Origin of the sequence: Flavobacterium luteolum, from assembly GCF_027111275.1 — a bacterium.
Taxonomy (GTDB): Bacteria; Bacteroidota; Bacteroidia; order Flavobacteriales; family Flavobacteriaceae; genus Flavobacterium; species Flavobacterium luteolum.
On sequence record NZ_CP114286.1, the window covers coordinates 987,499 to 1,004,846 of the forward strand.

General features: G+C 33.0%; 18 protein-coding genes. 5 read left to right on the forward strand and 13 right to left on the reverse strand.

Going from position 1 to position 17,348, the window contains the following annotated elements; translation table 11 throughout:
• The first annotated feature begins 79 nt into the window (after positions 1 to 79).
• The gene (locus tag OZP10_RS03860) at positions 80 to 610 is read left to right on the forward strand and encodes a hypothetical protein (protein ID WP_281633608.1); all 531 of its coding nucleotides are present in this window, start codon (positions 80 to 82) and stop codon (positions 608 to 610) included.
• Between the two features lie 9 nt (positions 611 to 619).
• On the opposite strand, the gene OZP10_RS03865 is transcribed toward OZP10_RS03860, so the two are convergent.
• Positions 620 to 2,824, reverse strand: coding sequence for a B12-binding domain-containing radical SAM protein (locus OZP10_RS03865; protein ID WP_281633609.1), 2,205 nt, complete (start codon positions 2,822 to 2,824; stop codon positions 620 to 622).
• 136 nt (positions 2,825 to 2,960) lie between these two features.
• On the opposite strand from OZP10_RS03865, the gene OZP10_RS03870 reads away from it, so the two are divergent.
• Positions 2,961 to 5,027 carry a T9SS type B sorting domain-containing protein gene (locus OZP10_RS03870; protein WP_281633610.1) on the forward strand — a complete coding sequence of 689 codons (2,067 nt, stop codon included), beginning with the start codon at positions 2,961 to 2,963 and terminating at the stop codon, positions 5,025 to 5,027.
• Positions 5,028 to 5,100: 73 nt separating this feature from the next.
• On the opposite strand, the gene OZP10_RS03875 is transcribed toward OZP10_RS03870, so the two are convergent.
• The 5 genes from OZP10_RS03875 to OZP10_RS03895 all read right to left on the reverse strand — a co-directional run bounded on the left by OZP10_RS03875 (position 5,101) and on the right by OZP10_RS03895 (position 8,775).
• Complete coding sequence (locus tag OZP10_RS03875) at positions 5,101 to 6,021, reverse strand: alpha/beta hydrolase family protein (RefSeq protein ID WP_281633611.1); 921 nt, start codon at positions 6,019 to 6,021, stop codon at positions 5,101 to 5,103.
• Between the two features lie 45 nt (positions 6,022 to 6,066).
• Complete coding sequence (locus OZP10_RS03880) at positions 6,067 to 6,459, reverse strand: hypothetical protein (protein ID WP_281633612.1); 393 nt, start codon at positions 6,457 to 6,459, stop codon at positions 6,067 to 6,069.
• A gap of 16 nt (positions 6,460 to 6,475) precedes the next feature.
• Positions 6,476 to 7,138, reverse strand: coding sequence for an SdpI family protein (locus OZP10_RS03885; RefSeq protein WP_281633613.1), 663 nt, complete (start codon positions 7,136 to 7,138; stop codon positions 6,476 to 6,478).
• Between the two features lie 3 nt (positions 7,139 to 7,141).
• The gene (locus OZP10_RS03890; protein WP_111378348.1) at positions 7,142 to 7,396 is read right to left on the reverse strand and encodes an autorepressor SdpR family transcription factor; all 255 of its coding nucleotides are present in this window, start codon (positions 7,394 to 7,396) and stop codon (positions 7,142 to 7,144) included.
• A 101-nt stretch (positions 7,397 to 7,497) separates the two neighbouring features.
• Positions 7,498 to 8,775 carry an MFS transporter gene (locus tag OZP10_RS03895; protein ID WP_281633614.1) on the reverse strand — a complete coding sequence of 426 codons (1,278 nt, stop codon included), beginning with the start codon at positions 8,773 to 8,775 and terminating at the stop codon, positions 7,498 to 7,500.
• Positions 8,776 to 9,043: 268 nt separating this feature from the next.
• On the opposite strand from OZP10_RS03895, the gene bshC reads away from it, so the two are divergent.
• The 3 genes from bshC to OZP10_RS03910 all read left to right on the forward strand — a co-directional run bounded on the left by bshC (position 9,044) and on the right by OZP10_RS03910 (position 12,668).
• The gene (gene bshC / locus OZP10_RS03900; RefSeq protein ID WP_281633615.1) at positions 9,044 to 10,633 is read left to right on the forward strand and encodes a bacillithiol biosynthesis cysteine-adding enzyme BshC; all 1,590 of its coding nucleotides are present in this window, start codon (positions 9,044 to 9,046) and stop codon (positions 10,631 to 10,633) included.
• Between the two features lie 124 nt (positions 10,634 to 10,757).
• Positions 10,758 to 12,029, forward strand: coding sequence for an acyltransferase family protein (locus OZP10_RS03905; protein ID WP_281633616.1), 1,272 nt, complete (start codon positions 10,758 to 10,760; stop codon positions 12,027 to 12,029).
• Between the two features lie 219 nt (positions 12,030 to 12,248).
• Positions 12,249 to 12,668, forward strand: a complete 420-nt coding sequence (locus OZP10_RS03910; protein ID WP_012026941.1) for a nucleoside-diphosphate kinase — start codon at positions 12,249 to 12,251, stop codon at positions 12,666 to 12,668.
• 175 nt (positions 12,669 to 12,843) lie between these two features.
• Here OZP10_RS03910 and OZP10_RS03915 read toward each other — a convergent pair whose 3' ends face one another.
• From OZP10_RS03915 to OZP10_RS03945, 7 genes are all read right to left on the reverse strand, one after another.
• A complete protein-coding gene (locus OZP10_RS03915; RefSeq protein WP_281633617.1) occupies positions 12,844 to 13,140 on the reverse strand; it encodes a DciA family protein in 297 nt (98 codons plus the stop codon).
• Entirely contained in the window at positions 13,121 to 13,561 is a 441-nt protein-coding gene (locus OZP10_RS03920) for a lipocalin family protein (protein WP_281633618.1), read from the reverse strand. The genes OZP10_RS03915 and OZP10_RS03920 overlap by 20 nt, the downstream gene beginning before the upstream one ends.
• Positions 13,562 to 14,047: 486 nt before the next feature.
• On the reverse strand, positions 14,048 to 15,001 hold the full coding sequence (ftsY, locus tag OZP10_RS03925; RefSeq protein ID WP_177212408.1) for a signal recognition particle-docking protein FtsY: 954 nt from the start codon (positions 14,999 to 15,001) through the stop codon (positions 14,048 to 14,050).
• A 187-nt stretch (positions 15,002 to 15,188) separates the two neighbouring features.
• Complete coding sequence (locus OZP10_RS03930) at positions 15,189 to 15,341, reverse strand: DUF4295 domain-containing protein (RefSeq protein WP_008468081.1); 153 nt, start codon at positions 15,339 to 15,341, stop codon at positions 15,189 to 15,191.
• A gap of 77 nt (positions 15,342 to 15,418) precedes the next feature.
• The gene (rpmG, locus tag OZP10_RS03935) at positions 15,419 to 15,601 is read right to left on the reverse strand and encodes a 50S ribosomal protein L33 (RefSeq protein ID WP_011963553.1); all 183 of its coding nucleotides are present in this window, start codon (positions 15,599 to 15,601) and stop codon (positions 15,419 to 15,421) included.
• Between the two features lie 27 nt (positions 15,602 to 15,628).
• Complete coding sequence (rpmB, locus tag OZP10_RS03940; RefSeq protein WP_008468080.1) at positions 15,629 to 15,865, reverse strand: 50S ribosomal protein L28; 237 nt, start codon at positions 15,863 to 15,865, stop codon at positions 15,629 to 15,631.
• 71 nt (positions 15,866 to 15,936) lie between these two features.
• Positions 15,937 to 17,190, reverse strand: coding sequence for a CinA family nicotinamide mononucleotide deamidase-related protein (locus OZP10_RS03945; protein ID WP_281633619.1), 1,254 nt, complete (start codon positions 17,188 to 17,190; stop codon positions 15,937 to 15,939).
• Positions 17,191 to 17,348: the final 158 nt, after the last annotated feature.

A 17,348-nucleotide genomic window follows, 5' to 3' on the forward strand; every position in this document is an offset into this window, starting at 1 on the left:
TTAAGCCTTTTTTTTGTATACTTTTATTTCTTATTCTCTCATAAATATTATATTTGGTTCGCTAACCAAATCAAAACAAATGGACGATTTCTTAAGGAGAATACAATTAATTAAAGACATTTCTATACAATTGCCCGTTTCAAAAATAGATTTTACAAAAAAATTCAAAGACAATGTTGATGAATCAGATTTAGGATATGAACCTTTTGAAATGCTAAAATCTTCTAACAATGAATACAAAGGGAATATTCTTAACAACAATTTCGAATTAAAAAAAAGAAGGAAATTTTTTGACACTAATTACTCGTTTGCAAAAGTAAAAGGTGAACTTAAGGAAGAAAATAATACTCTAGATGTAAAACTTGAAATAAATGCTTTTGGAAAACGAATGATAGCATTCTTCGCTTTTGCCTTTATTTTTTATCTAATCTTTTTTACAGGTGCCATTTTTTCTGCAAGTGAAACTAATGTTCCATTTTTTATTTTGCCTTTTCTTCTAGTCCATATGTGTTTTATGCTCGGGATTCCTTATTTTGTTATGAGAAGAAGTGTAAAAAGAATGATTTACGATTTAGAAAGAGACTTACATTATTGGGTAACCAAAAACTAATTATTACTTTTAAAGAACAAGTAATCCAAACTCACGTAAAGTGTTTACAGGTCTAGAATACCAAAACAATTCGAAATCTTCTAATTCGGTTTCAAAATCATTTTTAACCTCCTGAAAAGTATAACTTTTAGAGCCAGAAACGGCTATTTTTAATAAAATTGAAGTTAGCCACTCGCCTTCTTCTTTACTCGTTTGGATATCGAAACTTTCTTTTTTATCATGAAAAGTTAGCGACATCATTTCCCAACTTCTTCCTTTTTTTGATTTTGTAAAGATTTCTGCAGCGGGTTTTCCTCCAAGCCAAACCACTTTTGCATTTGGTTTTGTATTGAAATCGTTTTGTTCTTCTAATGCATTAAAAATAAAATCGGGATGGATTTTGGTTTTCGGAATTTTAAAATCAAACCAATCCTGAAGTTCGTAATCAAAACAGATTCCGTGCATGAAATTAAAAAGCGATTTTTTTAATCCGAAACTGAACTTGTCGTGATTGATTCCTGTTGCATCGATATATTCAATATCATTATTTGCGAAAGTTCCAATCGTTTCCGTTTTTTTGGTCACGCCAAATTGTTCCGGATACAACCCAACTGGACTATGTGCCGTTAAAGCAAATTGATGCCAAAATCCAGACTGCAAAACTCCAGCTTCAAATAATTGGCGAACCATCTCAAGACTATCCACCGTTTCCTGAATGGTTTGCGTTGGATATCCATACATCAAATAAGCATGAACCATAATTCCAGCTTCGGTAAAATTACGAGTTACTTTTGCGACTTGTTCGACGGTAACACCTTTATCAATTAATTTCAACAATCGATCTGAAGCGACTTCCAAACCTCCTGAAACTGCAATACAGCCAGAAGCTTTTAGCAATAGACATAAATCTTTTGAGAAGCTTTTTTCAAAACGAATATTTGTCCACCAGGTTACCGCAAGTTTTCTTTTTAGAATTTCAAGAGCCAAAGCACGCATTAAAGCGGGCGGAGCAGCTTCATCTACAAAATGAAATCCGTTTTGACCTGTCTGCTCGATTAATTCCTCCATTCGATCGCAAAGCAAACTTGCCGCAACAGGCTCATAAACTTTTATATAATCTAAAGAAATATCACAGAAAGTACATTTTCCCCAATAACATCCATGAGCCATTGTGAGTTTATTCCAACGTCCATCGCTCCACATTCTGTGCATCGGATTTACAATTTCGATAACCGAAATATATTTATCCAAAGGCAGATCGGAGTAATCTGGGGTTCCAACTTGAGATTGTTTATAATCGTGTTTTAGAGAATTATTTTTATAGATAACTTCACCTTTTTCTAACAAAAATGTTCTTTTAAAAGAATCAGAATCAGGATTTTCTAAATGAAAAATCAGTTCTTCAATTGGCACTTCTCCATCATCTAATGTGATAAAATCAAAAAACTCAAAAACGCGTTTATCTGAAAGCGAACGTAATTCTGTATTTGGAAAACCTCCTCCCATCGAAATCTTAATTTCGGGATGGTTTTGTTTTACCCATTGTGCACAACGAAACGCACTATATAAATTTCCTGGAAAAGGAACAGAAATTAGAAATAAAGTTGGTTTTACAGCTCCAATTTTAGCTTTCAAAAGTGAAATTAAAATCGAATCGATATAAGTTGGCTTTTGCTGCAAAGCTTTATATAATTCGTCAAACGAGTTGGCACTTCGTCCTAAACGCTCAGCATATCGGCTGAAGCCAAAATTCTCATCAACACATTCGACAATAAAATCTGAAATATCTTCGAGATATAAAGTCGCCAAATGTTTAGCTTTATCTTGAGTTCCCATTGAACCAAAAGCCCAGTCGAGTTCTTCCAATTGCGCAAAACGAGAAGCTTCGGGCAGAAAATCTTCCTGACAAATCTGCAAAGCCAAAGTTGGATTTTTTCCTTGCAGAAACTGAATGACAGGATCGATTGTTTTGATGTATTCGTCTTGAAGAGCAAAAATGCGTTTTGAATTATCTGAGATTTCGTTTCCAACAGCTTCAAACTTGAAACCTGAAACTTGAAACAAATCAATCAATCCTTTCCTAGAAAACAATTCCAAAATCACATCAATACCCAAATCTGCTTGAACCGATTCGATATTTTTGGTATTCAGAAAACCTTTTATATAAGCCGTTGCCGGATACGGTGTATTCAGTTGGGTAAAAGGAGGCGTAATTACAAAAAGTTTCGTTTTCAAAAGGGATTGTTTTTTTTTGCAAAAATACGGGTTATTGTGGATTTTTTACTGAAAAGATTTTATTCGCTTGGGTTTTGATTTTTTAATTTGGTTTTGTAGATATTTAATTACATTTGCGACATTCCAAATCATAACAATGAAACAAAAATTACTTCTATTTTTTATATTTTTCACTGCCTCAATTTCAGCACAAAGCATTCAATGGCAAAATACTATCGGCGGTAATGATTATGATTGGTGCGATTTCATAGAAAAAACAAATGATGGAAATTACATTTCCGGAGGTTATTCTTATTCTAATATTTCGGGAGATAAAAATGAAAATTCAAGAGGCCAAAATGATTTTTGGCTCTTTAAACTTGATAATTTAACTGGAAATTTATTATGGCAAAAAACCATTGGTGGCAATAGTAATGATCACTTAGTTTCTGCGAAAGAAACGACAGATGGAGGTTATATACTAGGAGGATATAGTTCTTCAGGAATTTCTGGAGAAAAAACTCAAAATTCTAGAGGGGGCGATGATTACTGGATTGTAAAGCTTGATTCTAACAGAAATATTATTTGGGACAAAACCTACGGAGGAACCGGAACAGATCGAGTAACCTCCATAATTGAAACTGAAGATGGAGGGTATTTAATTGGAGGAGAATCTGATTCTAATATTTCTGGTGATAAAACTGAAAATTCTAAAGGAGGTATTGATATCTGGCTTATCAAGATAGATAATCTAGGGGCTATTGTCTGGCAAAAAACATTAGGAGGAAATAATTTCGATTTAATTTCGTGTATCAGCAAAACAAATGACCATAATTATGTTTTAGCGGCATCTTCCAGTTCGAATATATCGGGTAATAAAACTCAAAACTCTAAAGGGATTTCCGATTACTGGATTTTAAAACTTGACCTTAATGGATCGATCATTTGGCAAAATACTATTGGTGGCAATAATGGTGATTATGCAAAAACAGTAATCGTTACACCAGATGGAAATTATTTAATTGGAGGCGATTCTTCTTCAGGAATTTCTGGCGATAAAACAGAAAAGACCCTTAATAATTCTACAGATGTCTGGCTTGTCAAATTAGATAGTAATGGACAATTAATCTGGCAGAAGAATTTTGGAGGAGATAGTACGGAAATTTTTGCTAATATGCGAGCAACTTCTGACAATGGTTTGGTTCTTGGAATTATGTCCTACTCAGGAATTTCTGGAATCAAAACAGAAGCTTCTCAAGGCGATCGCGATTATTGGATTGTAAAATTAGATGTAAATAATGTAGTAGAATGGGACAAAAGTTTTGGAGGATCTAGTCTTGATCAAACACAATCAATAATTCAATCGAATGACGGCTCGTATGTCGTTGCAGGTTGGTCACAATCTAATATTTCTGGAGATAAAACTGAAAATAAAAGTGGGTTACAAGATTTTTGGATTCTTAAATTTAGTGTCTGCAATACCTCAAAACCAGCAGCAGATTCTCAGCAATCTTTCTGCATACAACAAAACGCAACTTTAAGCGATATTCAAGTTATTGGACAAAATCTAAAATGGTTTGACACTTTTTTTTCGGCATCTACTTTACCCGAGACAACTTTATTAGAAAGCCGCGTTTATTATGTTTCTCAAACCTTGAATAACTGCGAAAGCGAAAGATTACCTGTTACTGTAAAAATACAAGATACACCACTTCCATCTGCCAATTCTCCACAGCAGTTTTGCATTCAAAAAAATGCAAAAATTAGTGATATTGCAATAAATGGCCAAAGCATTAAATGGTACGAAAGTTCTTCCTCTACAAGTCATTTATCAGAATCAACTTCATTAGAAAATGGAATTACTTATTATGCTTCTCAAACAGTAAGTACTTGTGAAAGTGACAGAATTCCTGTAACAATAAGCATTCTAGAAGCATCAGCTGGAGATTGTATTCGTTTGGTTAATGAAATTCCGTATCCAAAATTCTTTACTCCAAATGGAGATAGTTTTAATGATACTTGGACAATTGACCCTGATTATTTAGCTCCTAATTCAACTATTAGAATATTTGATCGTTACGGAAAACTTATTAAAGAACTAGGATTAAATACTTCTTGGAACGGAACTTATCTAGGAAATCCAGAACCTGCTTCAGACTATTGGTTCACCGCAACTAGTATAAATGGAAAAGAATATAGAGGTCATTTTTCTTTAAAGAGATAAAGCAAAAATCGCAAAAATTTATGTCCAAAAGCAAACTCTTTGCAATTGCATAAATCTTTGCGATTCCATAATTTTATTTCGTCTGCAACAGAACCCAGCTTGAAATCTCTTCTAATGCTGTCGGAGATATTGTTTGCTCAATTGATGCATACTCTTCAGGTAATCCCGTTTTACACTCTTGAAATAAATGATTTAAATTTGGCAGTTCTTTAGTTGTCACCTTTTTATTTCCTGCTTTTGTCAAAGCCTTATTAATATTTTGAAGATTTATTTCTGAAGGAACTTGCAAATCTTTGCTTCCATTAATTGCCAAAACTGGGCATTTTACTTTTTCTAAATATGGAGCTGGGTCAAGTTTTAAAAAATTATAAATCCAAGAACCTGTAATTTGATCTGTGGTAGTTTTAGCTTGCTCTTCACTTAATAATTTTGATTTAAAATAAGCGGTAACACTCGCTTTCAAATTATCATCATTTACCGTACTTTGCACAATAATATCATAAGCACCCTTAAGAATTTCTTTGTTCTGCTGTATCATTGCTTCTGAAATTCCCTTTTGTTTTTCTATTAATTCCTTTTGCAAGAGAAGCAATTTATCACCTCGAATTCCTGTTCCTGCCATTAAAACAATAAATGAGATATCTTTAGAATTTCCAGCAACAATTGGAGCAATTACTCCTCCTTCACTATGTCCAATTAAACCAATTTTACTTTTATCAATTTCCTTCCTAGTTTTCAAATAGTCAACACCAGCCTGTACATCTTTTACAAAATCTGTAGTAGTTGCACTTTTAAAATCACCAGTAGACTCTCCAAAACCACGATCATCGAAACGCAAAACAGCAATTCCTTTTCTGGTAAGATAATCTGCTAGAACTAAGAATGGTTTATGTTGTAATGCTTCTTCATCTCGATTTTGCGCACCGCTTCCGGAAATTAGAATAACTACTGGAAAATTACCTTCTTTTTTAGGCAACGATAAAGTTCCTGCCAAAATCACTTGATCTTTTTTATTTTCGAATTTTACATCTTCTGTATACTAAGAAAATGGCTGTTTTGGTTCCTGAGGCCTTACAATTTCAATATTTCCTTTTGATAAATTAAGATCAAATGTGTGTCCGTTTTGAGTTATTTTTCCAACAAAAACATTATCAGCATTCAATTTTCCTTCGTACGAACCACCTACTGCAGGAATATCTAATTTCAATACCGAATTTTCGAAAGTAGTGGATTTAACTGGAATTCCTTTTGCATTTTGGTCTGGACTATCTGTGGTAGAAGTGTAACCGTTTTGTGTTTTTGTAAGATTAAAAACAACTCTTAATTCATTGTTTGGAAGTTTTAAAACACCATTCCAGTGCCCTGAAATATCTTGTGCGAACGATTTTGAAGAACTAAAAATTAGGAATATAAAAAGTATTATTTTTTTCATTTCGATGCTTAATTACTTAAAGATTGTTTTCTTTTTTTTCTAAACTTTTAAACTTAAAATAGGAATAAATTATAGGAACAAAAGCAATGGTAAGACCAATACCTACAAAAAATTTAGAAAAATTAAATCCCGAAAACAACAAGCCTCCCAAGATGAAAATAAAGCCAGCCACAAGCCATAATTTTCCTGCAAAAGAATGAGTAGCTTTCCATACCTGCTGATTCTCTAGTGTCCACGGCGTGCGAATTCCAATAAAATAATTCGGCTGAATAACTTTAAAATAATTTCCAAAAATCATTAGTAAAATTCCAACTGCAACATACATTAAGCCCGGACTAGAAAAAGATTGATTTTTCGTTATATAAACAATAAATGTAGCCAGCAAAGACATGAATAAAACCAAGAAGAATTTGAGCTGATAAAACTTCCTTCCCATTAATGAAATTCTATTTTTGGGGTCAATTTTAGATGCCGCAGTCATTAAGCCGTACATCAAAACTGGAAGCATAAAAAGCAAAAATATTAAGCTAAACTTATCACCCCAATTGTCAATTTCTCCTTTGTAATTCCAATGCACAGGGACTCTTTCAGGAAGTTTGTTCCAAATTGCTGCTAAATAAATAAAAGGAATCAAAACAATTCCAATTAAGGGAAGCTCTTTTTTTAATTCTAAATTCATTTTTTATTGTTTAAAGGTTAGTATCCATTGCAAAACATCTTCCATTATGGTGGTATTGATGGAGTAAATGATGAATTGCCCGTTTTTTTCAGATGTAATTAAATCAGCTCTTTTTAAAATATCTAAATGATGCGAAATACTAGGTTTAGAAATATTAAAAGCATCGGCAATCTCTCCCGCCGACATATCTTTTTGCTTTAAAAGATCCAGAATCTCTCTTCTAGTTGCGTCATTTAATGCTTTAAAAATATCATTCATCTCATTTACATATTTAGACAAATATCTAAATACTTTTTAAACTAACAAAAAAAAAGCAGTAATTTTTTACATTACTGCTTTTAAATATTTTTATGAACAACCTAAAACTTATGTTCGTCTTTACTAATTACTAAAAAGGCAATTAAAGAGATTAAGGCTGCGGTAACTAAATAATACCCTACATAACTTACATCATAAGTCTTAGCCAGCCAAATTGCAATCATAGGCGCAAAAGCAGCGCCAAGGATTCCAGCCATATTAAAAGTCAAAGATGCTCCAGAATAACGAACGTTTGTTGGAAACAATTCTGACAGGAATGTTCCTAAAGGCCCGTAAGTAAACCCCATTAAAGACATCCCGATACAGGCGAAAACAGTTACCAAAGTTATATTTCCTGAACTCAAGAAATAAGAAAAGAAAAATCCGAAAACAGCAATCGCACCTGTAGCAACAATAAGCATTTTACGTCGGCCTATTTTATCTGCAACTACTGCAGAAACTGGAATAAACAACGCAAAAAACAATACAGAGAACAATTGTATTAGTAATCCATTACGTTTAACAATTCCTAAATCTGAAGTTGCCCAACTTAATGTAAATACTGTCATTAAATAAAAAACTAAGAATGTTGTAACAGCAGCAAGAGTTCCAAAAATCAACTGATTTTTATAAGATTTCACCAATTCTAAAAAAGGAACCTTTACTTCTTCTTTTTCCTTTTTGGAATTTTCAAAAGAAGGCGTTTCAGTAATTTTTGTTCGAATATAAAAACCAACGATTACCAAAAGTGCACTGGCAATAAACGGAATTCTCCATCCATAATTCATAAAATCATCATTGCTCATTGAATCAGTAAGCAATAGAAAAGTTCCGCCTGAAAGCAATAAACCGATTGGAGCTCCCAATTGCGGAAACATTCCGTACCATGCGCGTTTATTTGGTGGCGCATTCTCGATTGCAAGCAAGACTGCTCCTCCCCACTCGCCTCCTAAACCAACTCCTTGTCCGAATCTACAAAGCATCAATAATAATGGAGCCGCAACACCAATGCTTTCATAACTTGGCAGGAAACCAATTGTTACGGTAGAAATTCCCATTGTCAATAAAGCTGCTACAAGGGTAAATTTACGTCCAATTTTATCTCCGTAATGTCCAAAAAATGCAGAACCTAAAGGGCGCGATAAAAAGGCGATAGAAAATGTTGCTAAAGATTCTAGAGTCGCCATTGTCGAATCTGAACTTGGAAAAAATAATTGCGGAAAAACCAATACAGCCGCATTGGCATAAATATAAAAATCAAAAAATTCGATTGTGGTGCCTATAAGGCTTCCAAAAAGAACATGTTTTAAAGAGTTCTTTTTACTTGGGTTACTTTTCATGAAAACTGATATCTTTTTTATTTGCAAAAATAGAGTTTCATTATTAAAAACTCACAGTTAGATCAATTACTTTCATAACTAATTTACATTTTTAACAAATTATGTAAATTTTCAATTTTCAACAACCTTACAAAATAAAAATTTAAAAACTTGATTTCAACGCTTTTAAAAACATTAGAAAAAAAATCAAATCTTAAGCAATTGTTAATAGCGTTTTTAACTGTATATTTTCATTAAATTTACAGCTATCAAAAATAAATTTAAAATTATGCCTACCGACTGTATCAGCTTTCAATCTTCTGGATATTTCTCTAAACTAATGCAGGATTATTTAGATCAAAAACCAGAATTAAAACCGCTGTACAATAATTTTCCTACCTTAGAAAATTTCGAAAAACAAATAGCCGAAAAAGCAGCTAATTTTGATCAGAATAACCGAACAGTATTGGTTGACGCTCTGCATAAACAATATCAAAATATTGAAATTTCAGATTTAACGAGACAAAACATTTCGCTTTTAGCACTCGAAAATACTTTTACCATCACCACTGGCCATCAGCTAAATTTGTTTAGCGGGCCATTGTATTTTTTATATAAAATTATTTCGACAATTAATTTGACTAAAGAATTAAAATCGAAATACCCTTCGTACAATTTTGTTCCAGTTTACTGGATGGCAACAGAAGATCATGATTTTGAAGAAATTAATTATTTTAATTTTAAAGGAAAAAAAATCCGCTGGAATGCAGAAAGCACTGGTCCAGTTGGAAGACTTTCAACCGATGGTTTAGAAGATTTATTTGAAGTTTATTCTAAAGAACTAGGTTCGAGTTCTAATGCAAATACCCTAAAAAGGCTGTTTGAAGACGCTTATTTAAAACATGAAAATCTAGCAGATGCAACTCGCTACTTAGCAAACGCACTTTTTGCCAATTACGGTTTAGTAATTATAGATGCAGATACTGCCGATTTAAAACGTGCTTTTATTCCGTTTGCAAAAGAAGAATTAGAAAATCAGACTTCATTTAAAGCAGTTCAGAAATCAATTGAAGAACTTGCAGATTATACAGTTCAGGTAAATCCGCGTGAAATTAATTTGTTTTACATTGAAGATAAACTGCGCGAAAGAATCATTTTTGAAAATGATAAATATTGGGTTAATAATACCAAAATTTCATTTTCAAAGGATGAAATTTTCAAATTACTAGAAAACAATCCTGAAAAATTCAGTCCAAATGTAATTATGCGTCCGTTGTATCAGGAAATAATTCTTCCTAATCTTTGCTACATTGGCGGAGGCGGAGAAATTGCGTATTGGCTAGAATTAAAAGCTTTTTTTGATGCTGTAAATATTACTTTCCCAATAGTATTAGTTCGAAATTCGGTTCTTTTAGCAACCGAAAAACAAGTTAAAAAAGCCGACAATTTAAATTTATCTTGGAAAGATTTATTCAATAAGTCGGAGAATTTAATAAATGAGATTACTCATAAACTTTCACCATTTCCAATAGATTTAACTCCCCAAAAAGAAGCGCTTGAAAAACAGTTTAATTATCTTTTTGAATTAGCTGAAAAAACAGACAAATCTTTCACCGGAGCCGTAAAAGCACAGGAAGTGAAACAAAAGAAAGGTCTTGAAAATCTGGAAAAACGTTTGCTAAAAGCGCAAAAAAGAAAACTTCACGATCAATTGCAACGTGTAACCGATTTACAATGCGAGCTGTTTCCAAACAATAGTCTTCAGGAGCGCCAAGCTAATTTTTCTGAATTTTATTTAGAAAAAGGAGATCAGCTGATTCCGCTTTTGATTCAAAAATTAAAGCCTTTAGAACATAATTTTGACATCATAATAATCTAAAATAATTATCTTTAGAAATTCAAAAGCGATAATTTAGGAACAAATAACCAGCACATCTCCTAAATTATTGCTCTCTCAAACCAAATAGAATTATATTTTTATAACCTATTAACGAACTAACCTGATGGTAAGAGAACGCCTAATTTCGCTTGATGTCTTTCGCGGACTGACTATTCTATTGATGACTATTGTAAACAACCCTGGTGATTGGGGAAATGTCTATCCTCCGCTTTTGCACGCACAATGGAATGGCTGTACACCAACAGATCTTGTATTTCCATTTTTCATCTTTATAATGGGAGTTGCCGTACCGCTAGCAATGCCAGAGAAAACGTATGACGAAACAACATTTAATAAAATCCTGATTCGTTCTTTAAGAATGTTCTGTTTAGGGATTTTCTTTAACTTCTTTGGAAAAATTCAGCTATTTGGTTTAGACGGAATTCCACTTTTGATTGGCAGATTGGTTATTACTTTTGCCGTTGGCTATGCTTTGATGGGAAATTTTAGCAACAGACTAAAAAACATTTTGGCCTTTAGCATTTTAGCCCTATATCTCATTTTAGCTTACGGAGGATTTGAAAATTATGCAGATGTAAGACTTCCTGGAGTGCTACAACGTATTGCGGTTGTCTATTTTGTAGTTTCGCTTTTATACTTAAAAACAACACGAAAAACTCAGCTTATTACCGGAATTGTTTTGCTTTTAGGCTATTGGGCCGTTATGACTTTAATTCCTGTTCCTGGACTTGGAGAAGCTAATTTAGAAAAAGGAACCAATTTAGCCGCTTGGGTTGACAGCGCCTTTCTAAAAGGACATATGTATCACGAAACCAAAACTTGGGATCCAGAAGGAATTTTAAGTACAATTCCATCAATTGTAAACGGGATTATTGGCTTATTTATTGGTCAAATCTTACTTCTAAGTGTAACTAAAATCCAGAAAGCCCAAAGAATGGGAATGATCGGGACTGCATTAATTTTTTTCGGTTTAATCTGGGATTTAGTTTTCCCGATAAACAAATCGATCTGGACAAGCAGTTATGTCGTATATACAACAGGACTAGCAACAGTTTGTCTTACAGCACTATATTACCTAATTGATATAAAAGAATTCAAAAAAGGCTTTAAGCTATTTGTAATTTGGGGAGTAAATCCAATGATTGTTTTCTTTGCCTCGCAAATTATCCCGCAGGCTTTGGTCATGATTCATTTTCAAAATCCGTCACTTCCAAACCAACAGATCAATCTATTAGATTACTTGTACCGATTTGGCATCGCGCCATTCTTCAGCAATCCAATGACAGCATCTTTAGCAGGCGCATTAACCTATGTAGCAATCTGGACATTTATTTTATGGATTTTCTATAGAAACAAACTAATCTTTAAAGTATAATTTTTGAAACCTTATATGTAGAGACGCACAGCAGTGCGTCTTTTTTATTGTCAACATTTGTTCGTGTTAGATGCACTGCAGTGCATCTCAACATATATACCAATCAACATAAAACACATTTTTGTCCAAAACATCATTCTAAAGCGTTTTATTTATGATTTTATTAAAATCAATTCATAAAAAAAGTATACTTTTGCACAAAATTTAATAAAATACAAAATGGCAACAAATAGAACTTTTACAATGATTAAACCAGATGCTGTTGCAAACGGACACATCGGGAATATCTTAGCAATGATTACTAATGGTGGTTTCAAAATCGTTTCATTAAAATTAACTCAATTAACTGTAGCAGATGCTAAAGCATTTTACGCAGTTCACGCAGAAAGACCTTTCTACGGAGAATTAGTTGAATTTATGTCTCGCGGACCAATTGTTGCTGCTATTTTAGAAAAAGACAACGCAGTAGAAGATTTCAGAACTTTAATTGGAGCTACAAACCCAGCTGAAGCTGCTGAAGGAACTATTCGTAAAGCATACGCTACTTCAATTGGAGAAAATGCAGTTCACGGATCTGACAGCGACGAAAATGCTGCTATTGAAAGCGCATTCCACTTTGCAGGAAGAGAGCAATTCTAATAATTTTAGATTGCAGATTGTAGATTTTAGATTTCAGATTTCAGATTTCAGATTGCTGAATCTAACGATCACAAATAAAAAAATCCATTCGCTTAGCGAATGGATTTTTTTTTATCGAAAAATCTAAAATCTAAAATCTAAAATCTGAAATCTAAAATCTAAAATTCTAAGAAGTCTAACGTAAAACGACATCTTTCACAACTTCACGCCCCAATTCCTCATTGATCATTTTTACGATTTTATATTTTCCATGAGTCAATTCTTCACGCAGAACAGAAGAACCTAATTCTACATAAAGCGTACTGCCTTTCAAAACAACATTTCGGGTATATGTATTCACACCATTCCCCATAAGCTGCCTCCAAGCCTCACGAACATCAATTTCATCCATTCCAGGTTGCAATTTATTCACCTGAATAATTTGCTGTAAAACAGCACCAATTGTTGTTTCGCTATTTAGTCTTTTCGCCATCGTTCATAAGATTTACAGGTCCAGTTTTTTTATAATGATATTCTATTTTTTGCGGGTTTTTAACCACTAATTTGTCATCTGAAAGTGAAATAATTTCTTCGCTCCATTTTGTATATTTCGTTTTATAATCTAGAAAAACATGTTCTCCTGCAAAACGAACTGAAACGTTCTCAAAAGTGTCTGTGGTCAAAAACGTTTCGTCAAACTGAGGCATCACTTTCGTTCGAATTCCTTTATTATTTTTAATTTGAAAAAAATCAAAAGTCTCGTTCATTTTATACTCCTTCTCTTCTCCTTTATCAAAAACCACTTTTTCAATCTCCCAATAGCCATTTAGTTTAGCAATATCTGCAGGTTTTATTTCTTGTTTACAGCCTGCAAACAAAAGTGAAAAAACCATAATCACAAAAATGTTTTTCATACTTAAAAATATTAAAATTTATTCTTTTTCTTTAAATGAAGTCGAAGATTTAGGAGCTATTTCCTGCTGTCCCCTCTATCTTTTGTGCCGAACACCGGCACAAAAGGATGCCGCTCCCATCAGGGCTAGGGCTCCTGTTTTCAAAAGAAATTTTATCGAACTACAAAGATAATCTTATAATCATCAAAAGAAATAAAAAATCAAAAAACACCATAAAGTATTTTTCAAAGCAAGGTATACCTAATAAAAAAGAGCCTTCAAATAGAAACGCCTAAACGAATCCTATTTAAAGGCTCAATAAATTTTCAATTATATTTATCGATTAGAACGTATTCTTTTAAGCACTCCTAAAAAGAATAAAACTATTCCCAGAACCAATAAAATATAGTATATCGAAAGATTTTTATCCTTTAAAACATTTGCCAGAACAAAAGATAGTACACTAGCAAAATAGAATGTTAAAGCTGATACATTTTTCATTATAAATTATTTAAAGAAACTGTCAACGAATTCATATTTATTAAAGACTTGCAAATCTTCAATTCCTTCGCCGACACCAATATATTTAACTGGAATTTGAAATTGATCAGAAATACCAATTACAACCCCTCCTTTTGCAGTTCCATCCAATTTTGTAACTGCTAACGAAGTTACTTCTGTTGCTGCTGTAAATTGTTTAGCTTGTTCAAAAGCGTTTTGACCAGTTGAACCATCTAAAACCAAAAGTACATCGTGAGGAGCATCAGCAACCACTTTCTGCATGACACGTTTTACCTTCGACAGTTCGTTCATCAAATTCACTTTATTATGAAGACGTCCCGCTGTATCAATAATAACAACATCTGCATTCTGAGCCACGGCTGATTGCAAAGTATCAAAAGCGACAGAAGCTGGATCACTTCCCATATTTTGTCTCACAATTGACACCCCAACACGGTCAGCCCAAACTTGTAACTGATCTATCGCCGCTGCACGGAAAGTATCTGCCGCACCTAAAACAACTTTATGCCCTGCTTTTTTAAACTGATACGCCAATTTACCAATAGTAGTTGTTTTTCCAACACCATTTACTCCAACAACCATTAAGACGTAAGGCTTTTTATCTTTTGGAACTTCAAATTCTGTTGCTTCACCTGTATTTGTTTCAGACAGTAAAGCTCCTATTTCATCTCTTAGAATCTGATTTAACTCATCTGTTCCTAAATATTTATCTTCAGCAACACGTTTTTCAATTCTTTCAATGATTTTTAATGTAGTATTTACTCCAACATCAGAACCTACAAGAACTTCTTCCAGATTATCTAAAACATCATCATCAACTTTAGATTTTCCTGCAACGGCTTTACTTAACTTCGAGAAAAAAGTAGTTTTTGTTTTTTCAAGACCTTTGTCTAAAGTCTCTTTTTTTTCGCTAGAGAATAATTTTTTAAAAAAACTCATTTTTTGTAGATTATTAGATTTACTAGATTTCTCGATTTTCAGGCAAGAAATCCAAATCTTTAAAGAAAGTGCAATTGTTTTTTTAAAAACGACCAATTGTTACGATTCTTTAAATTTTTAGACAAATATAGGTAATAAAAAAGCTACTTCCGAATGAAAGTAGCTTTTCTATATAATGTAATTGTAATTATTTCTTTTTCAAGAATTCATCAACTTCTTCAGGAGCCATAATAGATTCTACGAATGTATATGCACCAGTTTTAGGAGATTTTACCATTTTGATGGCTTTTGATAATCTCTTAGAAGATGTTTGTAACGATGCTACGGTTTTCTTTGCCATGATTCAAATGTTATTTGAAGTTTTTCATAAAACTCGAAATGGCTAAACCATTTGAGATTTATAAAAATCTCTAATTATTACTTAATTTCTTTGTGAACAGTTACTCTTTTCAAAACTGGATTAAATTTTTTAATCTCTAATCTGTCTGGAGTATTTTTTTTGTTCTTAGTTGTAATATATCTAGAAGTTCCTGCAACACCAGAAGCTTTGTGTTCAGTACATTCTAAAATTACTTGGATTCTATTACCTTTCTTTGCCATCTTGCTATATATTTATTTAGGAAAAGATTATTTGATAAATCCTTCTGACTGCGCTTTTTTCAAAACTGCAGTGATTCCATTTTTATTAATTGTTTTTATCGTAGATGCTGCTACTCTAAGAGTAATCCATCTATCTTCTTCTGGAAGATAAAAACGCTTTTTAACTAAGTTTACAGAAAACTTTCTCTTAGTTTTGTTCATAGCGTGAGAAACGTTATTTCCTACCATCGCTCTTTTACCTGTAAGGTCACAAACTCTTGACATTATACTTATCTTTTATCGTTATTCAAAATCAGGGTGCAAAGAAAAGAAAAATAAACCATTGTAGCAAAAAATTATTGCACAAATTTTAAAATTTCTTTCTGTAAAATTTCCAAACTCTTGATAGATGCCCTATCTATCACTTTTTCACGAGGTTGTCCGAAGTTAAATTCCTCTACAATTACTCCCTCTGGAGTTGCTAAAGCAATAAAAACAGCTCCAATTTCGGCATCAGAATCACCTTTTGAAGGTCCCGCATTACCTGTCGTTGCTAGAGCATAGTCAGTTTTTAGCAAATCTTTCACACTCAGCGCCATAGCCGAAGCAACCTCAGCACTTACAACCGAGAACTGATCAATTAAATTTTGCGGAATTCCCAAAACATTCACTTTTGCCTCTGTTGCGTAAGAAACCACACTTCCTTTAAAATAGCCCGACGAACCAGGAACACACGACAGTAGCGAAGCAATTCTTCCTCCTGTACAACTTTCTGCTGTTGAGATTGTTTTGCTTTGTTTAGAAAGCAATTTACCAATTACAGTTTCGATTGTCTCGTTTTCTTCGTAACCTACAATTATATCATGAATTACAGCATCTAAAGACTGAACATTAGATTCTATTGCTTCTTCCAACTCTTCTTTATTAGTTCCTCTGGCGGTCAAACGCAAACGAACTCGTCCCGGATTTGGCAAATAAGCCAATTTTATAAATTCTGGAAGATTATTCTCCCATTGCTCAATACGTTCTGCAACTAAACTTTCGCCTTGACCATAAGTCAAAATGGTTTTATGAATAATATAAGGGCGTTTATATTCACGAACAATCTTTGGAATTATTTCTTCTTCTACCAAATATTTCATTTCATACGGAACTCCTGGAAGCGAAATAAAAACGGTATTTTCCTTCTTCATCCACATCCCTGGCGCAGTTCCCACTTTGTTATGCAAAACAGTACAAGTTGACGGAACCAAAGCTTGATCTTTATTCAATTGAGAAATTGGTCTTTTATAAAAACCTTCAATCAATTCGGTTACATGCGCCAAAACTTTTTGATCTACAACTAACTCATCATTAAAGTATTCACAAAATGTTTTCTTTGTAACATCATCTTTTGTTGGCCCTAATCCGCCAGTCACAATAACAACATCTACTTTGTTTTGCAATTGAGCAAAAGTATCTAAAATATGTTTTTTGTCATCGCTTATCGACAGCATTTCTGCCACCTCAACTCCAATTCTATCGAGTGATTTAGCAATAAAAGCCGAATTTGTATCTACGATTTGGCCAATTAAGATTTCATCTCCAATAGTAATAATTGCTGCTTTCATATCAGTGAAATATTTTTGTTGCTTAAATAAATAAGCCAATAATTTATAAGTAGAAAATTTAAATTTTGTCTTGGAGGAAGGTATTAACGGCTTTTACAAACTATAAGCCTGTTTACAAAATTTAAAAAATGTTTTGACTTATTCCTTTAAAACAGGAA